The sequence below is a fragment of the Sulfobacillus thermosulfidooxidans genome (assembly GCF_001280565.1).
GTDB classification, from domain to species: domain Bacteria; phylum Bacillota; class Sulfobacillia; order Sulfobacillales; family Sulfobacillaceae; genus Sulfobacillus; species Sulfobacillus thermosulfidooxidans_A.
In genome coordinates this window covers 2578347-2594383 of the sequence record NZ_LGRO01000001.1, presented here as the reverse complement: position 1 = coordinate 2594383, position 16037 = coordinate 2578347, and the positions used below count along the sequence as shown (strand labels likewise).

Here is a 16037-nt window from a genome sequence, read left to right as displayed (position 1 = left end):
GATAATAAGACATGAGTGGTTAATGACTTGGGCCATCATGGCCGCAATAAGCGGGGTATCTACCACTGCCCAGGTTCACCTGATTCCCCTAACCCCGCAAGAACAACAAATCAAGCAGGTCCTGTTAAAGCTCGTGACAAAAGAAGGTGAGGCCATTGTCACAGACAACAAAGAGGTGCTTCAATCCGCTTTTCCGCCTCATTCCCTGGTTTTCGGCATGTCCATTATCCCCAAAGCCCAAAAATAGCGCCACATCCCTCTTAAGATGTGGGAACCTTATCTTTCACCTGTGACAAATATGGCTCCATCATAAACCATAAATGAGTCAACATCCCGGGACCAATCGGAAAATACTGCCCTAAAAGATAGGGCACAATCAAATTATCATAATGAGAGGACAAGGGATGGCCTGATTGTCCCGTTAAATGAATCCCAATAGATTCCACAGGGGAAGCCACATCGAGAATCTCCCGGTAACTTGGCATAAATGCCACTGTTCTGGGCCAAGGCAAGTGCGGATCTAAAGCAAACGCACTTTGTAAGGGACTGTAAAGATCTCCGGGCATCGGAAGTAGCTGGCGGGCAAATAAGGGAGCCAAAATTTTCACATCCGCAAAAGGATGGAAAAGACGTGCCTTGTGAGCTCGTCCCCATGCCCAATGCTGGGGTGTTGCGCCAAAATGCCGGTGCAATTGCTCGGTAGTTTCCTTGATAGCCTGAGGGATGTCAATATCCTGCCAATGGCTTAACACCGCGGGAATCAACCGCTCGCCCATGAGATTCCACAACGTTTCGGGAAAGGGATGACTCCCCGGAACACCCGGCGTGTTACCCGGAAAGAAGGCGGTATCTAACCGCTCGCGAATGGCGGGCGGAACACAAGCTACCGCAAAGATATAAAGCAAGGTCGGTGCGGGACTCTCAACACTCGTCATCCCATCAAAGTCTTCTAAAATATGGCGCCATTGTTCTGGCAGATTATCTGTATCCAACAACTTTTTGGCCAATTGATCCAAAGGTTCCGAATAAATGTCCAGTTGAATGGCTTTGAAGGTTTCTTTCGAATGTTTGGGGACTTGTTCAATGAGTTCTTGGATGCGTTTGGCCCGGGCTCCCAAAGAATAACGGCCAAATAAGCTCACAGGAGCTTTATCACCGACAACGGGATTATTCGCACTAACAATATATCCGCGAGCAGGATCAAAAATTCGGGGCATTTCGGTCCATTCAATCCAGCCCGACCAGCGGTATTTGAAGGTGTTGCCATCGACAACCCCGCGCCACGGAGCATTTTCGCGTGTGGGCACACGCCCCGCGGCAATATAGCCAATGTGTCCTGCCCGGTCCGCATAGACAAAATTTTGAGCAGGAACCCACCACTCCGCCAACGCGGTGTTAAAGGTTTCCCAGTCATGAGCCCGATTAATGCGCAAGACTGCCTGCACCATGGGTAAGGGTTGAAATCCAGTCCAGGCCATGGCGATATGTTCTGTCTTTGACTCCGAATAAATGACCGGCCCCCAAATCGTATCAAGGCATTCCACGATCTCGTCGATTTGTCCCCGGATATGGATGACTTCTTGACGTTTGACAATTTCATGTACGGTCTCGTCAACATGATAATGGTGGTAGTCCGGATCCAAATGAATCCGGTACAGATCTTGCACATCAGGATCAATATTCGTCATGCCCCAAGCAATATGCTGGTTTTGTCCAATAATAATGCCCGGAGCTCCCGGCAACGAGGCTCCAAAGACATGTAAGGCACCGCCTTCAATAAACATTTCATACCAAATTGAGGGTAATTGGGGCATAAGATGAGGATCATTGGCTAATAAAGGACTGCCTGTTTCTGAGTGCGCCCCGTCAACAACCCAGTTATTGGATCCCACCCCAATAGTCCCCCAGGCATCATAGGTTCCAGAATCAGGAACGATGGTGGGAGTCACCATATTGAGCATGCCAAACAACCATTCCCGCACGTCCGCGTCTCGCTCATTTTGCAATTGATCGTAGACCCACTTGCTATGCCAAATGGTGTTGAGCGACCATGCTAATTGATAAATAATGGCATTGGTATCCTCTATGGTCCATTTTCTCAAGTCCATCTTCAAAAATCGGTATTCAGGAGGTAAGGGCTGTGAGGTAAATGCATAATTGACGCCATCCACATAAGCTTGCACATATTCTTTGGTATTATCCGACCACGTTGAACTGCTTTCTTTAGCCCAATGCTTGACATTCAGTTTGCGCATAAACCGGTCATACTCTAATGCTTTTGGGCCGAGCAATTCGGCTAATTGCCCTAAAGGCAAGCGCCTGGACAAATCCATTTGAAATGCTCGCTCACGGCCGTGAATAAATCCTTGCACAAACAACGCATCTTTCATACTGCTTGCTTGGATATGCGGAACCCCAACGTCATCGCGAACGACCTCAACTGGCCCCTCTAAATGGTCGGTAAAAATCTCTTGGGGTAATTTCTGAACAGGCTTGACCATGCCTAGCCACCGAAATAAATGGCTAGCCCGCCTAAATCCCTTAAGGGAAAATGGATAGAGCGATGACAAATCTTTTTCATTTAGATGAGTCTTACGCATTCTTCACCTCAAAATCCCTGAGAATCTTCCCGTTATCCATTACACTTAGCTTGTAGTGTACAATGCTCTAAGCAAAATTACTATGGACAATGACTTCGTAAAATCGACATTCTCATCGTCCTTTCATCGTAAGTGTGTTTACTAATGTTCAACGACAATGCACCAGTGTGGAGGGGATCATGCATTTTATAGCTGGATTATGGAACGCATTTCTTGGAACATGGATTCGCATCGGTATTCATCTCTTTCCTCATACCATTCATCCCATGGTTGTCCATTTTCCCATCGCCTTATTGTACTTGGCCTTAGCCATTGACATCTTGGGCAAGTTCGTCAAAACTCCCGACCGTTTTTTTGACCGGGCCAGTTTTTGGTTAACCATTTTGGGCTTTATTGCTGGCGCCATTGCCGCGGCTATGGGGGTCATTTCGGAACAGTTTGTTCGTTGGAATGCGACCACCTCGGTCCTTCTCAGTGCCCATCAACGTGATGCGGTTCTCACCGGAATTTTCGCTCTGTTGGCGATTATGGTGAGATTGTTCTCACGCTATCCCGCGCCCACCATGGGCCGCAATCAAGCATGGTCTTTTTGGAATACCGGACGCGGTCGCTCAAATGGTTTATCCACCCTATTTCTTTTGTTAGCTGTCATTATGATTACCTGGACAGGCTCCCTGGGGGGAACTATGGTTTACCACTATGGGGTCGGAATCCGTCATGTGACCTACAAAAACCCTTTGAAACCTTAAATTCCCTAGAGAATATCAGATCTCTTGCCGAAGGTTAACCTTCGCACCCGAGTGCGGAGGTTTTCTTCATGGCACCCTCGTTATCTTTCAGAGATATTTCAAGGCTTTGGCGCATAAAGATAAGCCAGATTCCGGGTACATTAAGAGAAACGATTAAACCTAAAAGGCACCCGCACAAAGGAGTTTCTTGGGACCATGACGGAAAAAAATCCGTGGACAATTTTAGGCATTGGGCCAACGACCGATGAACAAAAAATCCGCCAGGCTTATCTAACCCAAGTCAGACAACATCATCCCGATTTATATGCCAAGAATTCCCTCGCCCGTCATGACCACGAAGAACACATGAAGTGGATTAATTGGGCCTATAGCGAAGTCATGAAAAATCGCTTTGTTGTTGAGATTAACAAAGAAGATGCCCCGGATCCTCGTGAACCCTCTCATCAGGAACCACCACCCCTGTCGTGCCGGATGCATCACCGTCCGGTTGTGAGGTATTGCACAAAATGTCAATCGCCTTTATGTCCATCTTGTATCGGTTTTTCCCTGTCGTTATGTTCAACCCATTTTCGCCAATGGGTGAATGCCAAATTCCGTCGGCGTGTATATCGCGAATGGGGCCTCCTCTTTATATTGATTGCAATCAGCAAGTTATTATCGTGGTCCTTTCCCACCCTCCTTTGGAGTCTATTAGGGTATTTAGCGATATTAGGGATTATTGAACTCCGTCGTCTCCGCTATTTTGGGTGCATGGCCTGGCTTTTCATTCCCTATAGCCTGGTGTTGGCTGGCCTCTATAGTCTCTATGAAGGTCTTAGTCGTTGGAATAAAGAGCTCGGCGATTTTACCGATTAACGTTCGAGCGTGCCCTAGTTGGTCTATTCCACGAATTTTCATGGCGCCACCTTGCCGCAGGTTTTAGCCAAAGAGTATGGTAATGTTATGCTAAAAGAGATGACGGGATAATCCAGGAAAACAGTACAATATATTCAGGAACATGGCGCTGGTCAGACACCGGGATCAGAAAAGGAGATGGCTATGCCGTACTCGAAGATATCCGTTATTATTCCGACCGTGCACACTCACACCATTAAACGAGCTCTAACCTCGATTGCTACCCAGAATCCTTCGTACCTGTCCGCCGTCGAAGTTTTTGTGATTCGCGATGGACAAGCTCCTTTTTCCCGCCAAGAACTCGGCGCGTATCCCTTTAAACTGCACTTGCTGGGTCTTTTACCGGGACAAGGCGCGGCCGGGGCGCGTAATGTCGGCCTACATTTTGCCTCTGGGCAATATATCGCCTTTTTGGACGACGATGATGAGTGGCTACCCAATCATCTCGCCCTGACGATTCCTTTAGTAGAATCCACTCAAGGCATTGTCTTTACCGACGCGGAATTATACCATGTTCAAGAAGGCTGGCATGAGCCGTTTCGGTTTCAATATCAACCCTCCATGTTAACCAAGACTAGCCCGGTGATTCCCTCTACGCTCGTCACGACCCGGACTATATTTGAAGATGTCGGATATTTTGATACGCAAATTCCAGCCTACAGTGATTGGGACTGGATTTTGCGGGCCAGCCGACGCGGCGTGCCGATTACTCGGTTACCAGAAATCACCGCGAACTACTATTTCTCCACGGACTCGACATCCTCGCGTCCATGCAAAATGGCTCCCGAATTGCGAAAATTGCGCAGCAAGCATCATTTAGGTCCGGTACCTGTCGCCAACTTTGCCAAAATGATGACCGATCCCTGGTTTGCGAAATGGCGCATCCCCGGTCCCTAAACCGGACAAGCTCACAAAGACATTGACCTGTGTGTCAGAATATGAAGTCTGCGTGGAAAAATTCTACCGGCGCAAAAAAGGATCCCGCAAAATGACCGCGAAGTTATCACAAATGAATGATCAGACACCCCCGATTCGTCTCTTAAGACGTTATGAACATGATCCACGCATTTTCGCAGATGATGCACGGTGGTTGTATTTGGCCCTCACGTTCATCATCACAATCATCTATTGGAATCGCCCGGTGTTTATGCCTTTTCGTCTGGATGCCCTGTGGTCTTTAGGCGTCTGGCTATTGTATCTGCCGATTCGGACCGTCATTCGCTCAACATGCCGAACCCCCAAATGGCTGGTATATGTCGATGCCCTGATCATGATTATCAATATGTACTGGTGGAAATGGCTTCCCGTATCAGTGCCCTTATTATCGGTTATCATCACCTGGGAAGCTGTGTGGTCTCTGCCTTTTATTCAAGCCTTGATCGTTAGCGGAGCGTTAGGTTTGGGTTATATCATCACAACGTTCGTGACACCGGTTATTCCCGAGGAAATTCCCTCAAGTCTCTTTATCGCCCCGTTTTATCCATTAGTGACCATTTTGTCATATTTCTTGCGCCGTCAAATGGGACTATATGAAAGTCTAGCCGGCACTGATTATCTCACCGGGCTGTTTAACCGCCGCCAGCTCCTGCAAACCTACCGCCAGCACACAAACTCCCGGTGGTGGGTGGTTCTGCTCGACCTAGACAATTTTAAGCAAATTAATGACCGCTTTGGGCATTTGATGGGGGATATGGTTTTGCGGGATTTAGGGCGTCTAATCCGGCAGTTATTTCGAGCCGGGGAAATAACGGCACGCTATGGGGGTGAGGAATTTCTGATTTTGCTGCCAGCAGAATTAGATCGCAGCGTGATTTCCGAACGACTCTTGCGCCTCAATGAACGACTCAAAGATTTATCTCTACGGTATCCCACGCCCATTACCGTAAGTGGCGGCATTGCCCTCTCTCGCGAAGATCACGAACCTCTTGCGGACATTATTGCCCGGGCCGATCAGGCGTTATATCAGGCCAAATCCCAAGGCAAAGATCAAACCGTCTGGGCCCAAGATATTATGGCGTCACCGCCTGCTTAAGGTCTTTTCCCTTATGACGGGCTCGAGGACGGCGATGAGGTTGGCGAAGACGAGGAAGAGCTAGGTGAAGTCGGCAAATTCACGACCTGCGGCCCGTTTTTCCACCAATACCAGCCAATGGGTAAATATACGGTGTGTTGCTGATCCGGGGCTTGATAGGTCAAAGCTAACAACGTTTGTTGCCCTTGTTCCACAATGATTTTGGGTGCTCCGGGATAAAGCGTCTCATACCCACTTAAATTAATCGGTAAAGAGACTAAAGCCCCTGTTTGGCTATCCATAGCGGTATAAGTAAGGCTCTTGGCAAATTGGGTCAAATGCTGAATTTGGGTTTCGGATAACGCCACATTCACGGCCTGGCCTTGAGCATTGATCCCAATATGATAGGTCAAGATTTGTCCTTGCCACGACGTGATGACCTCTTCGGGGATAGGAATCCCTTCGGCATTTACCCGAAACCGGACGACGCGCCACCTTCCGCCTGTCACATGAACCAAATGTAAATGGTTGCCTCGTTGATTAAGGATGACGGCATTTAATGGAACCTGGGTATTAAAAAGCGTATTGGCTTCCCTGAGGCATTGCTCGATTAAGGGCGCGGACGCCGGTAACGGAGCAAAATTCCCAGCTGGTGAAGAAGGCGGGCCCGGATTAATTTCTGGAACCGCATATAAGGTCGGAATGCCTCCAATATACGGGGAGAGTTCCGCGGCTAAGGGCATAACTTGCGATGTCGTCATTTGACCCGTCATCAAGTTCGCGGTGAGCCATGTCGTATGTTGACTGCCCAAGATAGAAAAATAGACATTATTTCCGCTCAAATTCGTCAGTTGCACTGTCCCGTTAGCCACATAAGTTCCCGTAATGTGATGATCCCACGATGCTGCAATGATCACATTTCCAGGACCTTGAAAAAGCTGGAGGATAACATGATGTCCTTGCAGGAGGGCTTGCAGCTGAAATGCTAGCGTATAGACTCTGGGTTGGTAAAATGCGATGGGATTTAAGCTTAGAGGATAGTCAAGCGGCAATATGCTAGGTGCTTGGTTTCCCGCCAGGATCTGAACCTGGGTGCCAGCAAATACGGGCGTGGTGGTTGTGGTAATGGTCGTCGTCGAAAGACTCATCGTCGGGTTTGATGCGGCTTTAGAATGCACCGGCCGTTTGGGCACCCCATGAGTTTTGGATAGAACGGTTGTGGATGCGGCCGGCGAACTTTTAGCTAAAGCCGATCCGAAATATGGACGACCAACCAATGTCACCAAGGCTCCGGTCGTCACCACCGCAGCCAGCGAAACCAGCGCTATTTGGACTTTCATCGCTTATACTCCCCTAGATTCACTCAAAATCTCTTATCCCTGGCATAACGCCAAGATTCATCATTAGGTTACGGCTAATCCCACCTAAAAATCTAGGGAAATATTTGTCTGGCCTTATCAGTAGCGGCTAAGAATTATAGTTCAGGCAAAAACGCCTTAAACTATTTGAAAGATCTTTCTGTAAAAATATCCCATCTGAGGCATGGTCATTAATGAAACTTATGATAGAAAACCCTGGGCCCTGTGGGTTTGGGCATATTGGGCGAATGTTCTAAGGTGATGCCAATGGCCCCGGCATTTCGGGCTTTTTCGGGTACAGCAAACATCACCGTTTCCTCATGGCTCGATAACGGAATAATGGCTACTGGTATGTGCTTGCGGTTTTTGATTAACCAGACTTCTAATACCGAATTGGGAATCACTTTGAGTTGGGATGCAAAAATCTTACCCATTTTATGCCCAGGACTCCACTGCACCATAATCCGGCTCGAGGCAAATGGAAGAGAGGTGGATGCCATCTGCACCGGAGCGGGCAAAACGGGATGTTGTAAAGAAGGGGAGAGTAAGGCCAACGATGACAACATCAAGGCTACGGCCACTCCAGCAATTCGCCGGCGCGAAATCACCTTGAGGGTTTGTTCGCGTGACGCCAGGCGCGATAAAATTTGAGTGGCGGTGAGGGAGGGTTCTTGGGTGGGTTCTGGCAACACCGATGTCACAACGGTCAAAAGGGCACGGCGCCGCGCCTGACAAACAGGACAGGAGTTGATATGATCTAATCCATCTCCATACCGGCGCCAGGATGCTAGCAATTCTTCGTCATTTAAATGTGCCATTTTTCTCCCTCCCCTCCTTCATTAGCGGTCTCGGTAACGATTCGCTTGAGTTTGATGAGTCCTCGTCGAATCCAGCTTTTTACCGTGCCTGCTGGCTTATGCAATAACTTGGCGATTTCCTGCTGAGTAAATCCCCCATAAACTGTCAGTTCTAAAGCCCGTCTTTCATCCGCGCTTAAAGCCTTTAACAAATCATCCACCACGACATGACTCACTTGATCCAGTTCGATGGGATCGGGCTGGCGATCCTCTTCTTCCATATCCACTAACACGTCATCATGATGTCGGTGGCTACGCAGATAATCAATCATTCGCGTTTTAGCAATTTGGAAGATAAAAGCTTGAACACTTCCCCGCTCTCGCTCGTATTGATGACACTTCTGCCATATACTTAAAAATACGATCTGTAACACATCTTCGGATTCATTAGCATCAAAAATTACGCGCCGAATCAATCCCAGAACGCGTGAGGCATACCGGTTATAAAGTTGCTCAAATGCCTTATCGTCCTGCCGTTGAATGCGCAGTATCAGTTCTTCATCGGAGCAATGATCGACGTCATCCGAATAGCCCATGGCTCTCTCCTAGACTTGGTTAGGTAGGACTCTACCCACTTTGTCATTGCTATCCATTAAACTTCTTCTTTGGCATGTTAGCATATTTCTTCACAAATGGGAGAGAACTATGTCTAAATGCCAGCAAAAGTATTTTTTCGCAAAATCTTCGCGCGAGGATTTTTCTGGATTCCTACCAATGACCAAGGAATTCGGCAAACTCTTCAACGAGATGGCGAGATTGAACAAGAATAGTTGAGAACACGACTCTTCACACAAAAAATTCAGATGCATAGGAGGTGAACCCATTGGCTGATGCCCCACAACCTGTGATGTTTGCCGTCGTCACCGTCAACCGTAAAGCTATTGGCGGAGGAATGGCGCCTATTTTCTTTGCTGATGATGTAGCAGAACGTGACCGTATTGCCATGTGGCTATCCCGTATAACCAATTGTATTGTCCATGATTTGCATGACGGTTCCTTAGCCCTGACGGTGAATGCTTCTCCTCCGGCTTCGTCCTCTTCCACCCAGGACTAATGGATGTCCTGGGTGTTGAGGGACCGGAGATATTGGACCAGGCTTTCGATCTGCACCCGGTTGAGCACCAAAGACCACTCAGGCATCATGCCTTTTCCTTGGGCAATCATTCGGGTTAAAAATTCTGGTGTGTTTTCGCTGGGGCTGAGGTGATCGAGCGCCGGCGCTTTATCCCCGGTGGGCAGTCCCCAAAATCCTTCCCCATTTCCTTTAGGACCATGACATGATTCACAGGCTCTGACATAGAGTTTTTGGCCTAATGCCCACGACGGCTTAATCGCTTTGGGGACTTGAGGTTTCACCGGTTCATGATGCTCAAAAAAATGCCGAAACGGATTCAGCACGGAAGCCCCCGCAACGGGGCCCATAAATGCCCATGTTCCGGCTAGGACCACGACCGAAAACAACAGCTTTCTCACGGTGACGAACGCCTCCTCAAATTGACAGCATCTTGCAGCCAGACATTTTGGATTTCCACCATGCCTGAGTTTTTCATGTCGACAATCCGAAACCCGAGTCCCATATAGGGATCTGAGGTACTTTGGGGCCAGCGCTCCAAAGTCGTCAAAAATCCTGGTTCCGGCAAGGGCCAGGATGTGGGCATGGCCCCATATTGGGTGATGGAGGGCGCTTGATGCCTAAGCAGTTGATGAACATGACCAAAGAAAACCGATAAGTCGTGAAAATGAGCAAACAAATGCAGGACTTCCCGGGCATCATAGGTGTACCAGTTCCAGGGACTAAACACATCATACAGGGGTGCATGACAAAAAATCACCGTCGGTGCCAGGGGATTGGCCTGTTCCAGACGCTGTTTAAGCCAACGGCGCTGCTTTTCTCCCACGAAGAATCCCCGGGAAACATTGTCTAAGGCAAAAAATTGCACACCGTTTAGGCGAAAATCATAATACAACGGCCCCATCACTTTTTCATAAGTTTTCCCCTGATCCATTAAGGCATCATGTTCACCCGCTACCGTATAGATTGGGATATGTAACGATAACAGATGCCTGCGGAATGTCTGAAATCTTTTCAACCGTTCGCTTTCTTGACTTGTGCCCTGCGTGAGATCCCCTGTCACCACAATAAAATCTGGCTTCGGATCCAACAGGGCAATGGCACCTAAGGCAATCGCCAAAGATCCCAAGATATCGCGGTTAGCATCTCCTTGATAGCCAATATGGGTATCGGATAACTGCACAAATCGAAGAGGTTTTGAAGGACCTGTCGAAGTCGCAAACACTTTGTCACGCATCCACATGCCTCCCGCAACCCAAAAAGACGCCCCAACAAACTGGCGCAGGAACTGCCGGCGTGAGGTCAACGAATCTTGGAGATGCTTATCTGGAGAAATTTGTGAAGCCCACGATGGCTGTTCTGGATTGGCCATTGTCATTCCCTCCCGGATTCACTGTTCCCCACAAAAAAGCGCCCTATACCGTGCCTCGGGCGCTTTTATAACAATCAAGGGGAATGAAGTGAAGGGGGCCGATCGCTACTTCACAGTAATTTTCGGTTTTGACACATTTTCTACCAGGAAATATGCCCACATGCCAGAATCTGATTGACCGTCAGGAACAGCGCTGACAACGGCATATTTGCCGTCTTGACTGGCCACAAAATGAAAATGTTGAACCACCCCATGATTGGCCCCTGTGATCGGATTGGGGCTTGTTGCTCCTTGGAATGCCGGGGTAAATGGTCCTCCTTGTTGGAGCTGGGCAAAGGGAACAATCATCGCACTGTTCTTTAAGAGAACTTGTTCATTAATAAAGGTGGCATCAACCGTCCATCCTTTGGGGATGGTAATCGTCATAAAACCATTAGCATAACCATCAAATGCCAAAGATCCGAAACGGTTAACGGAGGCTTCTAATAATAAATGGACAGTTTTGGCCTGGGTATTAAATTGCATCCACTGATGCGGGTTAAAAGTTGTTGGACTGGCAGCTTGGCGATAATGAGGGGTTGGAGCCGGTTTGTCTCCTTGCGCCACTACCACTTGCGGAATAGCAAAACCAAAGAGGAGAAACACGGCCGTGATAACGCTGGTGGATACCCAACCCAATTTCTTGACCATAGAACGCGCTACTAACGGTTTAACGGTTTGGGGCCGGTTGCTCTCGACCTTTCTGGCATACCACCAACCGCCCACCATCATCAGCAGAGCTAAAGGAGCCGCTTGAGGATCGGTTCCGACGCCGCCAACAATACCAAAATCTTGGCCTAACCACCAGCTCGCAAAGATCCATAAAACCGTTACGGTCCAAAATAGTTTGCCAGTGCGTTTAATCAGCATCATCACGCCTAAATAGGCCATAACGGCAACAATTATGCTATTAAACAAGACCGGGTGAAGAGAAGACTGGTGCATCGCCCAGGTAATGGGATCGAGCAATATTGCGGGCTGAGGCATCAGCGTATTATAACGGAATACGTTATAAAGTCCTTGCGAAGACCAATATCCTGAACCAGGAAGCGCCTGAAAGAACGCTAATAACAGCCAGATGCCTGCCATCAGATAGCGGGTCCACTCCGCTATTTTTCCTGATGTCCAATATTTAGGAGGCAGCAATAACCAAATCGCACCGGTAATATAAAAGATGACGGCACCAGGCGTTCCCGTTAACCACGAGGCGCCTGAGGCAAATAAGTTGCCCAGTCCTTCCCCATAAATCCATACAGGAATACTCCATAACAGGGAGACATAGAGCGCAATCCGTCCAAGTGGGCGGCGATATCCCAATAAAATGCCCACTCCAATGAACATCTGGATTAACACGGCAAAGACTGCTGAGGCAATTTGATGGTCTGTCCATGCCTGAATTCCTGCCCCTAAGAGAACTAACAGCCAATGAGGTTGTCCCGTAACATTTGTGGCTACGTCCATATCCACAAACATACTGGTTGCCATCGGCGGCTGGGCTTGTAACAGTCCATCAATCAACCATAAAATCCCTAATCCCCACCATAAAATATTGTAACCCCTCGGATATTGTGGAGAGTCTTTCACCGCTGCATTCTCTGTCTCTGATCCCAGGTTGTTAGGGTTTTTACGCACCATATGCCTTATGCCTACGCCCAAAAGTACCAGCAACAAAATAACGCCCGTAGCTTGAAATAAACTTACATAGAATGTGTGAATCGTCACGGGATTAATGTAATTTAATAGTGAATAAGGCATTGTCCCTATCTCCTAACCATTTTTGTGCCATGAATTTTCCCTGCCATTAACATAACACGTTTTTATGATATATTCATGAAAACTTGCATTCGGTGCCGATCGTTCCATCCATATCGGTAGGCCCATCAAAAAAGACGCCCTTGGCATAGGAAATCCTATGCTCTGGCGCGCCTTTTATCTTGTGATACGGCTATCACCGGTGATCAGACAAGCGTTTTAGATTCGATAAATGGGCGGCATGTCGTGCCGAGTTGCTTCCCGGTAAAAAACGTTCGCTTCAATCGCGATAAGAGTGAGAACCCCTGCATAGAGCATAATCGCAAAAAATTGACCGATAATCGGGACTAAACTAAACAACGAGAAAAATATGGTCGCCACCAAAACAATGACGGCGGTTAACAACAAAAGGCGCAAGCTTTCGGCTTTATGGTGCCATACCCACTGTAAGGCCTCGGTAAAAGCCGGCCAAATCCGCTCTCCCCCGAAATAGACAGCGCCGAGCCAAAATAGCACCACCGCAAACCATAAGAACATGATTGTCAAGGTAATGATAGCGGCCACCACGCTCGTTATCACGCCGAGGACTTGGGAATGGCCACCTAAGAGCGTAAACAAAAGATTAATGGCAATACCCACGCCCAGCATAATGGTCGTCCCTACAACAATCCCCACAAAAAGACCCATACTTTCCCAGAACAGCCGGGATCCATAACGGAAAAAGGCAAACAGGCCCACCTGGTTATTTGCAGTCTTAAGACTATCCGCGACTCCTCCATAGAGGGCACCAATCACAAACGGGAAAACAATTAAGATCATCGTCAGATAGGTGAGTGCCAGTTTTAACGCCACCCCATGAGGTAACGGGGGCAAATTCGTCATGGTCATTTTGCTCGGGTTAAGGGCTTTCAGCCAGTTCTGAAAGCCACTGCCCAGTCCACGCATAGCAAATAACTGAAAAAAGAACAAAATAAACAGGTACCAAAAAGACAACACCAAATTGCCCGGTTTGCGTAAGAGGTGTCGCCAAGCATGGCGCAGAATATTCGTGGCTGACAAAATTTCCCCTCTTCTCCGAAGTTAGTCATGTATTTTTAATTCGTGAACTTCCCACACACTGCCGATATTGAATATCCCTACCGAAAGCATTTCCCTTCTGCTACCTACGATCAGGATTCTACCGACGATATCCGCCTCAATGCATTTTCATTTCAGACCATTTTCGTAAAAAGTTCAATGCCATCCGTTATTTCTACAGGCATTATATAACACTTGAAGAAATCGCATCCGGGAAGTCTTGCAATCCCTGGTGAGTCTGGCGATAATGAATGGGCACAAATTTCTGAAGAAAGGTCTACCGCATGGCGACTATTCTTATTATCGATGATGAATCAGGGATACGCTACATTGCCAAAACTATCCTCAGTCAAAATCCTGGTGCGGATCCTTTAACCATCCTCGAAGCATCCAGTGGATCACAAGGTTTAGAACTTTTGACGCAATATCACCCCGAACTCGTCTTATTAGACTACCGGTTGCCCGACATGGACGGGAGCGAATGGTTGCACCAAGCTCAAGAGCTGAGACCTACTGCTGTCATTTTAGTCTCGGCCTCCTCCGAACTTGAACATATCGCGCATAAGCATTCGTTAGTGGTGGGGACTTTGGCCAAACCGTTTAAATTAGATAAATTACGGATTACGGTGCTAGACGCCTTATCGCGGGGGCTTCCCGGGGGAGTCTCACCGTAAAAATCGAACCACCCCCACACCGGGGCTGATAGTGAATGTCCCCTCCCATCATTTTCACAAACGTCGCACTCACATAAAGTCCTAATCCCATGCCTCCAGAACCTGAACGGTGGGCGGGATCAGGCACCCGGATAAATAATTCTTCGGCGATGGCCTCATCAACCCCTGGCCCCCTATCCATAACCCGTAATGTCACTGACTGATCATTGTTCTCGACTTCCACTGTGACCTGAGAAAATGGCGGCGAAAACCTTCCTGCATTGCCGATAAGGGCTTGTAAAATGGTCATGAGGATTTCATAGTTCATCCGCACCGGTACACTCACCGGACCAACATAGTCCCAGTGACAGTCGGGCCATAATTTTTTGGCCGTTGCCATTTCCGATTCCACCACTTTGACAAAATCAAGCGATTCCGAAAAATGGTCCCAGCCTCTTTTCCTGGCTTCACTCGCTCCCCAGATTTCCCGAATGAGACGGGATAAGCGCAGCGCCTCACGCCAAATCAAATGGATATGTTTGTTCCATGACTCCAAATTTTCGGGCAGGGGCGTCGACTCCATTAATTCCGCCAATCCCTGAATAATCGTCACGGGAGTGCGAAATTCATGGGCCACAAGCGATAAAAAAGATTCGTGATATTGCTCGGACAAAATCTGCGAGGTCACGTCATTAAAAACGCAAATGCGGCCTTGATACACCCCCCTTAAATGAACCGATCGTGACATCCACCGCAAATACCGTGTCGGTACCCCTTTTAATTCAAGGATCGCCTCGAAATTATCTTGTGGGGAATCGTGAAGCTGCTGCATAACTTGCTCAACTTTGTCTTCATCGAGAAAGATTTTCTGCATGTACTGAACTAATTGTTTAACCGAGCGGTCCCTAAGAGGTGGATCGAGGTGAAAGAGTTCTAAAAATTGCTGGTTACAAAATTCAAGACGGTCTTCATAAACATACGCATACGCAGACTGGGTCATCGACGTGACCGTTCGCGCCACCACTTGCCGCAGCGAATTGCTTTGCCATAATTCCGTCCACTGCCAGGCCAAAGCCAAGGTCCGAGCCACATTTTCCCACCGTTCGAGAATCACTTGATCCATGGGCGGCGGATCAATCCACATGACAGTCAATACGCCCAATAAACAGGTGGGAACGCCAAATAAGGGAAAACTGGCCGTCCTCTCAATTCCCGTTTCTTTACACCACTGACGAAATGGCGCATAGGAATGCTCGGCTAAATGATCTAAGATGACGGGGTTCCCTGTCGTCCGGACTTGATTTAAATGCTCATAAGCCTCCGGAGCTTGAAACAGTTGTTTATGGACGGCAGCATCTAAGCCTACGGAGGCAGCCAAAGTCCACGACTTGGTCTCATCATTGTTGAGCCATAACGATAACCCGGCAACGGGATAGATATGAAACACTTCGTTTAATATCCACTGGGCGGTTTGATCTTTAAGATGCACATGATCAACCTGTGTTACGAGAAACTGTTGCAGACGGGCAATAAAATCGAAGGCGTCGTCGCCCAACGATGCCTTCGAAGGGGAGCATTTCATAACATCCTCCTTCAAATCTCG

Annotated in this window: 16 protein-coding genes; 7 read left to right on the top strand and 9 right to left on the bottom strand. The window is 48.1% G+C overall.

Features of this window, described 5'->3' with window-relative positions:
* Positions 1-22 precede the first annotated feature (22 nt).
* On the top strand, positions 23-247 hold the full coding sequence (locus AOA63_RS12630; RefSeq protein WP_053960033.1) for a hypothetical protein: 225 nt from the start codon (positions 23-25) through the stop codon (positions 245-247).
* A 13-nt stretch (positions 248-260) separates the two neighbouring features.
* Here AOA63_RS12630 and AOA63_RS12625 read toward each other — a convergent pair whose 3' ends face one another.
* Positions 261-2600, bottom strand: coding sequence for a penicillin acylase family protein (locus AOA63_RS12625; RefSeq protein ID WP_053960032.1), 2340 nt, complete (start codon positions 2598-2600; stop codon positions 261-263).
* Positions 2601-2779: 179 nt separating this feature from the next.
* On the opposite strand from AOA63_RS12625, the gene AOA63_RS12620 reads away from it, so the two are divergent.
* The 4 genes from AOA63_RS12620 to AOA63_RS12605 all read left to right on the top strand — a co-directional run bounded on the left by AOA63_RS12620 (position 2780) and on the right by AOA63_RS12605 (position 6275).
* Positions 2780-3349: a DUF2231 domain-containing protein gene (locus tag AOA63_RS12620; RefSeq protein WP_053960031.1), complete on the top strand. Its 570-nt coding sequence runs from the start codon at positions 2780-2782 to the stop codon at positions 3347-3349.
* A 195-nt stretch (positions 3350-3544) separates the two neighbouring features.
* Positions 3545-4204: a DnaJ domain-containing protein gene (locus AOA63_RS12615; RefSeq protein ID WP_053960030.1), complete on the top strand. Its 660-nt coding sequence runs from the start codon at positions 3545-3547 to the stop codon at positions 4202-4204.
* Between the two features lie 183 nt (positions 4205-4387).
* Positions 4388-5140: a glycosyltransferase family 2 protein gene (locus AOA63_RS12610; RefSeq protein ID WP_053960029.1), complete on the top strand. Its 753-nt coding sequence runs from the start codon at positions 4388-4390 to the stop codon at positions 5138-5140.
* Between the two features lie 91 nt (positions 5141-5231).
* A complete protein-coding gene (locus AOA63_RS12605; RefSeq protein WP_139061598.1) occupies positions 5232-6275 on the top strand; it encodes a GGDEF domain-containing protein in 1044 nt (347 codons plus the stop codon).
* An 11-nt stretch (positions 6276-6286) separates the two neighbouring features.
* On the opposite strand, the gene AOA63_RS12600 is transcribed toward AOA63_RS12605, so the two are convergent.
* The 3 genes from AOA63_RS12600 to AOA63_RS12590 all read right to left on the bottom strand — a co-directional run bounded on the left by AOA63_RS12600 (position 6287) and on the right by AOA63_RS12590 (position 9005).
* Positions 6287-7594, bottom strand: coding sequence for a hypothetical protein (locus AOA63_RS12600; protein ID WP_053960027.1), 1308 nt, complete (start codon positions 7592-7594; stop codon positions 6287-6289).
* 209 nt (positions 7595-7803) lie between these two features.
* Positions 7804-8430: an anti-sigma factor domain-containing protein gene (locus tag AOA63_RS12595; protein WP_053960026.1), complete on the bottom strand. Its 627-nt coding sequence runs from the start codon at positions 8428-8430 to the stop codon at positions 7804-7806.
* Positions 8418-9005: an RNA polymerase sigma factor gene (locus AOA63_RS12590; protein WP_053960025.1), complete on the bottom strand. Its 588-nt coding sequence runs from the start codon at positions 9003-9005 to the stop codon at positions 8418-8420. Before AOA63_RS12590 ends, AOA63_RS12595 begins: the two co-directional genes overlap by 13 nt.
* Positions 9006-9292: 287 nt before the next feature.
* On the opposite strand from AOA63_RS12590, the gene AOA63_RS12585 reads away from it, so the two are divergent.
* Positions 9293-9523, top strand: coding sequence for a capping complex subunit for YIEGIA (locus AOA63_RS12585; RefSeq protein WP_053960024.1), 231 nt, complete (start codon positions 9293-9295; stop codon positions 9521-9523).
* Here the strand turns inward: AOA63_RS12585 and AOA63_RS12580 are convergent.
* The 4 genes from AOA63_RS12580 to AOA63_RS12565 all read right to left on the bottom strand — a co-directional run bounded on the left by AOA63_RS12580 (position 9520) and on the right by AOA63_RS12565 (position 13763).
* Complete coding sequence (locus tag AOA63_RS12580) at positions 9520-9942, bottom strand: c-type cytochrome (protein WP_053960023.1); 423 nt, start codon at positions 9940-9942, stop codon at positions 9520-9522. The genes AOA63_RS12585 and AOA63_RS12580 overlap by 4 nt on opposite strands.
* Positions 9939-10913: a metallophosphoesterase family protein gene (locus tag AOA63_RS12575; RefSeq protein ID WP_053960022.1), complete on the bottom strand. Its 975-nt coding sequence runs from the start codon at positions 10911-10913 to the stop codon at positions 9939-9941. Before AOA63_RS12575 ends, AOA63_RS12580 begins: the two co-directional genes overlap by 4 nt.
* A 105-nt stretch (positions 10914-11018) precedes the next feature.
* A complete protein-coding gene (locus AOA63_RS12570; protein ID WP_053960021.1) occupies positions 11019-12707 on the bottom strand; it encodes a sulfocyanin-like copper-binding protein in 1689 nt (562 codons plus the stop codon).
* A 216-nt stretch (positions 12708-12923) separates the two neighbouring features.
* Positions 12924-13763, bottom strand: coding sequence for a hypothetical protein (locus AOA63_RS12565; RefSeq protein WP_053960020.1), 840 nt, complete (start codon positions 13761-13763; stop codon positions 12924-12926).
* A gap of 302 nt (positions 13764-14065) precedes the next feature.
* On the opposite strand from AOA63_RS12565, the gene AOA63_RS12560 reads away from it, so the two are divergent.
* Positions 14066-14455 (top strand): response regulator, encoded by a 390-nt coding sequence (locus tag AOA63_RS12560; protein ID WP_053960019.1) that lies wholly within the window; start codon positions 14066-14068, stop codon positions 14453-14455.
* Here the strand turns inward: AOA63_RS12560 and AOA63_RS12555 are convergent.
* Positions 14403-16016, bottom strand: a complete 1614-nt coding sequence (locus AOA63_RS12555; RefSeq protein WP_053960018.1) for a sensor histidine kinase — start codon at positions 16014-16016, stop codon at positions 14403-14405. The genes AOA63_RS12560 and AOA63_RS12555 overlap by 53 nt on opposite strands.
* Positions 16017-16037: the final 21 nt, after the last annotated feature.